Annotated in this window: 4 protein-coding genes and 1 pseudogene; 1 reads left to right on the plus strand and 4 read right to left on the minus strand. The window is 73.4% G+C overall.

Annotation, left to right across the window (positions count from 1 at the left end):
* Positions 1–62 precede the first annotated feature (62 nt).
* From ACZ63H_RS34140 to ACZ63H_RS34155, 4 genes and pseudogenes are all read right to left on the minus strand, one after another.
* The gene (locus ACZ63H_RS34140; protein WP_469871825.1) at positions 63–1301 is read right to left on the minus strand and encodes an alginate lyase family protein; all 1239 of its coding nucleotides are present in this window, start codon (positions 1299–1301) and stop codon (positions 63–65) included.
* 135 nt (positions 1302–1436) lie between these two features.
* Positions 1437–2357, minus strand: a complete 921-nt coding sequence (locus ACZ63H_RS34145; protein ID WP_469871827.1) for a DUF6807 domain-containing protein — start codon at positions 2355–2357, stop codon at positions 1437–1439.
* Positions 2354–3470: pseudogene (locus tag ACZ63H_RS34150) on the minus strand (Gfo/Idh/MocA family protein). The gene ACZ63H_RS34145 and the pseudogene ACZ63H_RS34150 overlap by 4 nt, the downstream one beginning before the upstream one ends.
* Before the next feature lie 163 nt (positions 3471–3633).
* On the minus strand, positions 3634–3915 hold the full coding sequence (locus ACZ63H_RS34155; protein WP_467938930.1) for a metal-sensitive transcriptional regulator: 282 nt from the start codon (positions 3913–3915) through the stop codon (positions 3634–3636).
* Positions 3916–4255: 340 nt separating this feature from the next.
* Here ACZ63H_RS34155 and ACZ63H_RS34160 point away from each other — a divergent pair, with 340 nt between their 5' ends.
* Entirely contained in the window at positions 4256–6511 is a 2256-nt protein-coding gene (locus ACZ63H_RS34160; RefSeq protein ID WP_469871829.1) for a heavy metal translocating P-type ATPase, read from the plus strand.
* Positions 6512–6615 lie beyond the last annotated feature (104 nt).

Here is a 6615-nt window from a genome sequence, read left to right on the forward strand (position 1 = left end):
CCCTGACTGCGCCGGGCCGGGCGACGCGCGCCCGGTCCGGCCCGGTGCCGGTCGCCGGGGACTCAGTTCGGGTTGTCCCCGTGGGTCAGGGTCTCCCAGGCGACGAAGAGGTTGTCGCTGCCCGCGGGACGGTTCTGCCGGGTCAGGGTCCCGGTGTTGGTCATGGCGATGCCCAGGCGGTTGTGGAGGGCGTTGTAGCCGACCTCGGTGACCGGGCCCAGCCCGCGTTCGACGCTGCCGCCGCACAGCCAGCTCGGGACGGCGGTGCCCAGTTCGTACGTGGACTGGAAGCCGAGCGCCTGCCGCAGTCGCTCGCCGACGTCGGTGCCGTACAGGTCCTGGCCCTGGATGCGACTGGTCTCGGCCACGTGGGAGATGGCGGAGATGCCGTACCCGGTGTGGGTGAAGTCGCGGCAGGTCTCCTGGGTGAGCCCGGTGACGAAGGTCGACTGGCCCTGCCAGTAGGAGACGATCTTGGCGCGGGTGTCGAGGTTCTGGCTCGGTACGGTCTTCGGCAGGTCGCCGTCGGACGCGAGGTACACGTAGGCGGCGGTGCGGGCGCGGAATCTGGCCATGGCGGAGTCGTACGCCGTCCTGTCCTCCAGGAAGACGGAGATGCCCACGGCCGCCTCCGTCATCGACAGTTCCCAGTTGCCGTTGGAGTTCGAGCCGCCCCTGACCTCCGGCAGATAGACATCGCGCAGCATGGTCGCGAAGCGGCCGGAGCCGGGCCAGGTCCCGGTGTACGTGTACTTGATGATCTCGGCCGCCTTCGGCCAGGAGGAGCCCGCCCAGCCCGTCTGGAGCGGCGCGTTGCTGTTGGTGTGGTCCTCGATCACGGCGGACCAGGCGTCCATCAGCTCGATCGACTTCTTCGCGTAGCGCTCGTCCCGGGTGATGTACCAGGCGAGCGCGTCGGTGTACGCCGCGATCGCGTCCTCGCGCTCGTCCGTGCAGCCGTAGTTGGGATTGGAGTACGAACCGCACTCGACGACGGCGCGCGGCTTGGGGGTGCGGCTCAGGCTCGCGTACTTGCTCGCCGTCATCTGGTCGTACGCGCCCTTCCAGGGCTGGACGCCGGCCAGCACCTTGGCGCGGGCGAAGTCGAGCTGGGCGCGGGAGACCGTGACGCCCGGGTGCGCGAAGGCGGCGGGGGCGGCCTCCGCCCGCCGGGCACCGGGCCAGGCGAGCAGCCCGCCGGCGAGCAGGGCCGCCGTCGCCGTGAGGGCGAGAGCGGATCGGGCGGACCCACGGCGGCGGGCGGGAGCGTCCTTGTCCTGCGTCTGTTCCGTGTCCTGCATCTGATCCGTCCTCGTATGTGAACGCCAAACGGCTTCCTGAACGGCCGAGTTGACGAGACCATAGGTACGGACCAGACACCCGTCAAGGGGCGCCGTAAGCGGTCGCCCGTCGCTCACGGCCGGGGCCGCGCCCCCTCACCACGGCAGGTTCTCCAGGTGGGTGGCGATCCGGTCGCGGTCCCAGGCCCCGTCCGCGATCACCAGCCGGTAGCGGTAGCCGAAGGACTCCCCCGGCTCCAGGGCGAACTCCTCGAAGAACGCCCAGGAGAACGCGACCGTGGGGACGGGTTGGGCGCGTACGAACCAGTGGGACGGGTGGATCGCCTCCGTCTCGTCCAGGTTCTCCGGCGCGTGCGCGAAGACCAGCGTGGAGTGCCCGTCGACCTCGTCGTGCTCGGCGGTGAAGGCGAGCCAGGGACCCTGGGTGCCCATCAGGTCCCCGGCGCCGGCGCCGGGGGCGAGGACCCGGCCGCCGGTGAAGTCGCGCGGCCCGCGCCACTGCAGACCGGTGTACCCGGCCAGTTCGCGGCCCGCCGTGGTCGGGGACCCGAACACCAGGGGTTCGGCACGGATGTTGGTGAGCCGGATCGACCAGTCCAGGGCCCAGGCGCCGGCCTCCTCGTCGACCGAGTGCACCGTGATGCCGCGCTCCTCACGGGCCCACTCCCGCCCGCCGTGCGCGACCCAGGTCAGCTCCTCGGTGAGGGCGAGCCGGTCCGTGCCGGCCACGACGGCGGGGAAGCCGTCGTGGCGCATGCGGCCGACCCGGTCGGGCAGTGCCAGGTAACCCCGGCCGGGCACATAGCTGTTGCCGCCCCAGAAGTTCTGTCCGGACAGATGGCTGGCGGTCATCTGCACGCCCTTGTGCCAGCGGTGGTCGTTCGGACGGTAGCCGGTGACCGTGCGCCCGGACAGGGTGCGCACGGGGTGGGCGTAGGGCTTGGGCGCCTCGAAGGGGTCCGGGTCGGGGCGGTAGACGTAGCGGAGGATCTCGGTGCCGTCCGGCGCCCGGACCGCGAGGTGCTCGCCGTGGACGTGACCGACGCGGATGCTCACGCGCCCTCCTTCGGGGCCCAGTCGGGGTGGCCGCCGTGCATGGCCGCGTAGTAGGGGTCGCCGGGGCCGATCTCGCCCGCGCGCACGGGCCGCCCGGTGAAGGCCGCCTTGTACAGGGCGGCGGCGAACTCCACGGCGGCGCGGGCGTCCCGTCCGCTGCCGGGCGGCCGTACCCCCCGGTCGTAGGCGTCGAGGAAGGCGCCGAGCTGCGCCGCGTGGGAACTGGGCACGTTCCGCGCGGGGGCGCGCCAGGCCGCGACCCGCTCGGGGTCGACGTGCGGCGCCGGGGTGTAGACCCAGTCGTCGTTGCCGTGTCCGTACAGGTGGGTCAGCTCCACCGTCGCGTCGGCGCAGTCGACGCGGATGCGGCTCACCTCCCGGGGGGGACAGCACGCTGTTGACGACGGTGGCGAGCGCGCCGCCGCGGAAGCGGACCAGGGCGGTGGAGACGTCCTCGCTCTCGATGTCGTGGACCAGGCGGGCCGCCATGGCCCGGACCTCCTCCCACTCGCCGAGCAGGTGCAGCAGCAGGTCGTACTGGTGGATGCCGTGCCCCATGGTGGGTCCGCCGCCCTCGGTGGCCCACCGGCCGCGCCACGGTTCGGCGTAGTACGCGGCGTCCCGGTGCCAGGTGGTCTGGCAGTGCGCCACCAGGGGCGCGCCCAGCTCGCCGCGCGCGAGGAGGTCGCGGGCGTGCACGGCGCCCGAGCCGTAGCGGTGCTGGAGGATCACCGCGGCATGGGCACCGGACGCCTCCTCGGCGGCGGCGATGTCGTCCAGTTCGGCCTGGGACAGGCACAGCGGCTTCTCGCACAGCACCCAGGCGCCCGCCTCCAGCGCGGCCACGGTCTGCTCCCGGTGCAGCGCCGGCGGGGTGCCGATCAGCACCAGGTCGGGCCGTACCGCGTCGAGCATCGCCCCGGTCGAGGCGAACCCGGCGACCCGTGCGCCCGCGAGCCTGCGGAAGGCGTCCAGCCGGCCCTGGTCCGGGTCGACGGCGGCGACCAGTTCGGTCCGCTCGGCGTGGGCTCTGAGCGCGGCCAGGTGACCGCCGGTGACGACGGCACCGGTGCCGATCACGGCGACGCGGCGGCGGGGTGCGGGCAGGGGCATGCGGCGCTCCTCGGGGATCGACAGGACGCAGGCAGCCGCGAGCGCCGTGGAAAGCGCTTGCTACCGTGCCCGGACGACCCTAGGGGCGAGGGGTGGCGAGGACAAGCCCCGACCGCCGCGAAGGGCCGGCAGCCCCCGGCCGCCGGCCCTTCGCGGGCGTCCGTCAGGAGCGCACCAGGCGCGCGATCGCGTCGGACGCCTCCTTCAGCTTCTGCTCGCGCTCCTCGCCGCCCTCCGCGACCGCGTTGCTCACGCAGGTGGCCATGTGCTCGTCGAGCATCTGCAGGGCGAACGACTGCAGCGCGCGGGTCACCGCCGACACCTGGGTGAGGACGTCGATGCAGTAGGTGTCCTCCGCCACCAGGCGCTGGAGGCCGCGGACCTGGCCCTCGATGCGGCGCAGCCGCATCATCACGTCGTCCTTGTGCGTCTTCTGCCCCGCCATGTCTCCGCTTCCCTTCCCTCTCCCGAGGGATGCCCCGCACCGCGGCGAGCTCCCTCCCAAAAGATACCCGTGACCCGTACAAACCACCCGCGGCCGACCGGCCATACCCGGCGCGACATGCGAATTCACCGAGACATCGGGCGAGTTGGCCCGGCACCGGCGCGCGAGCGGGGCCCCCGGCGGGCATACCCCCCGGCTGTATACGGCCAACGTCCCGCCCGACCTTGCTTCCGTGTGGGTCCGAGGGTATACATAGCTCTACCGATACCCCGTAGGGGTATGCAATCGGCCGCGGTCACCTCCCGGTCCGCGGCTCCGCAGCCCCCTGCCGAGGAGCATGATGGCAACAACCACCCCAGACCTGGCCCAAGTCGAACTGAGCATCGGCGGGATGACGTGCGCCTCGTGCGCCGCCCGCATCGAGAAGAAGCTCAACCGCATGGAGGGAGTCGAGGCCACCGTCAACTACGCCACCGAGAAGGCCAAGATCACCTACTCCCCCGTCCTCCAGGTGACGGACCTCATCGCCACCGTCGAAGCCGTCGGCTACACCGCGGCGCCGCCCGCGCCCGCCGTACCGGAGGACGGCGGGGGCGGGGAGTCCGGCGGCCGGGCGGACGACGAGCTGCGCTCGCTGCGCGAGCGGCTGGTCACCGCCGTGACGCTGGCCGTGCCGGTCATCGTCCTGGCCATGGTGCCCGCCTGGCAGTTCGACTACTGGCAATGGCTCTCCCTGACCCTGACGGCACCGGTGGTCACCTACGCCGCGTGGCCCTTCCACCGCGCGACCTACACCAACCTGCGGCACGGCGCCGTCACCATGGACACCCTGATCTCGGTCGGCACCGCCGCCGCGTTCCTGTGGTCCCTGTGGGCGCTGTTCTTCGGCTCGGCCGGCACCCCGGGCATGACCCACAGCTTCGAGCTGACCATCTCCCGTTCGGACGGCGGCGGGAACCTCTACCTGGAGACCGCGGCCGGGGTCACCGCCTTCCTCCTCGCGGGCCGGTACTTCGAGGCGCGCTCCAAGCGCATGGCCGGCGCCGCCCTGCGGGCCCTGATGGAGCTGGGCGCCAAGGAGGTCACCGTGCTGCGCGGCGGCCGCGAGGAGCGGGTCCGGGTCGAGGACCTCGCCGTGGGCGACCGGTTCGTCGTCCGGCCCGGCGAGAAGATCGCGACCGACGGCACCGTGGTGGAGGGCAGTTCGGCGGTCGACGCCTCCATGCTGACCGGTGAGTCCGTGCCCGTGGAGGTCGGCGAGGGCGACGCCGTCACCGGCGCCACCCTGAACGCCGGCGGCCGGCTCGTCGTCGAGGCCACCCGGGTCGGCTCCGACACCCAACTGGCCAGGATGGCCCAGATGGTGGAGGACGCGCAGAACGGCAAGGCCTCGGCGCAGCGGCTCGCCGACCGGATCTCCGCGGTCTTCGTGCCCATCGTGATCGGTCTGGCCGTGGCCACCCTCGGCTTCTGGCTCGGCAACGGCGCGGGCGGCACGGCCGCGTTCACCGCGGCCGTGGCGGTGCTCATCATCGCCTGCCCGTGCGCCCTGGGTCTGGCCACCCCGACGGCCCTGCTGGTCGGCACCGGGCGCGGTGCCCAGCTCGGCATCCTCATCAAGGGTCCGGAGGTACTGGAGACCACCCGCAAGGTCGACACCATCGTGCTGGACAAGACCGGCACCGTCACCACCGGCCGGATGACCCTGCTGGGCGTGCACCCGGCCGAGGGCGTGGACGAGCGGGAGGTGCTGCGACTGGCGGGCGCGCTGGAGCACGCCTCCGAGCACCCCATCGCGCAGGCCGTCGCCGCGGGTGCCGCCGACCGGGTCGGCACGCTCCCGGTCGCGGCGGACTTCCGGAACCTGCCGGGGCTCGGTGTGGAGGGCGTCGTGGACGGGCACCGCGTTCTCGTCGGCCGGCAGAAGCTGCTCGCCGAGCGGTCCATGGAACTGCCCGCCGCGCTGGCGCGGGCCGGAGCCGACGCCGAGGCCGCGGGCCGCACGGTCATCACGGTGGCCTGGGACGGCGAGCCGCGCGCCGTGCTGGAGGTCGCCGACGCCATCAAGGAGACCAGCGCCGAGGCCGTCCGGCGGCTGCGGGCGCTCGGGCTGACGCCGATCCTGCTCACCGGGGACAACGAGACCGTCGCCCGGTCCGTGGCCGCCGAGGCGGGCATCGAGCAGGTGATAGCGGAGGTGATGCCCGAGGACAAGGTGGACGTGGTCAAGCGACTCCAGGCCGAGGGACACTCCGTCGCCATGGTCGGGGACGGGGTCAACGACGCCGCCGCGCTGGCCCAGGCCGACCTGGGACTGGCCATGGGCACCGGCACGGACGCGGCCATCGAGGCCGGGGACCTCACCCTGGTGCGCGGGGACCTGCGGGTCGCGGCCGACGCCATCCGGCTCGCCCGGCGCACCCTCGGCACCATCAAGGGCAACCTGTTCTGGGCGTTCGCCTACAACGTCGCCGCCCTGCCGCTCGCCGCGACCGGGCTGCTCAACCCCATGATCGCCGGAGCCGCGATGGCGTTCTCCTCGGTGTTCGTCGTCAGCAACAGCCTGCGGCTGCGCCGCTTCAGGGCCGCCGCCTGACCCACGGCACGGGGGGGGGGGGGGGGGGGGGGGGGGGGGGGGGGGGGGGGGGGGGGGGGGGGGGGGGGGGGGGGGGGGGGGGGGGGGGGGGGGGGGGGGGGGGG

This window comes from Streptomyces sp. NPDC104831 (assembly GCF_055583025.1).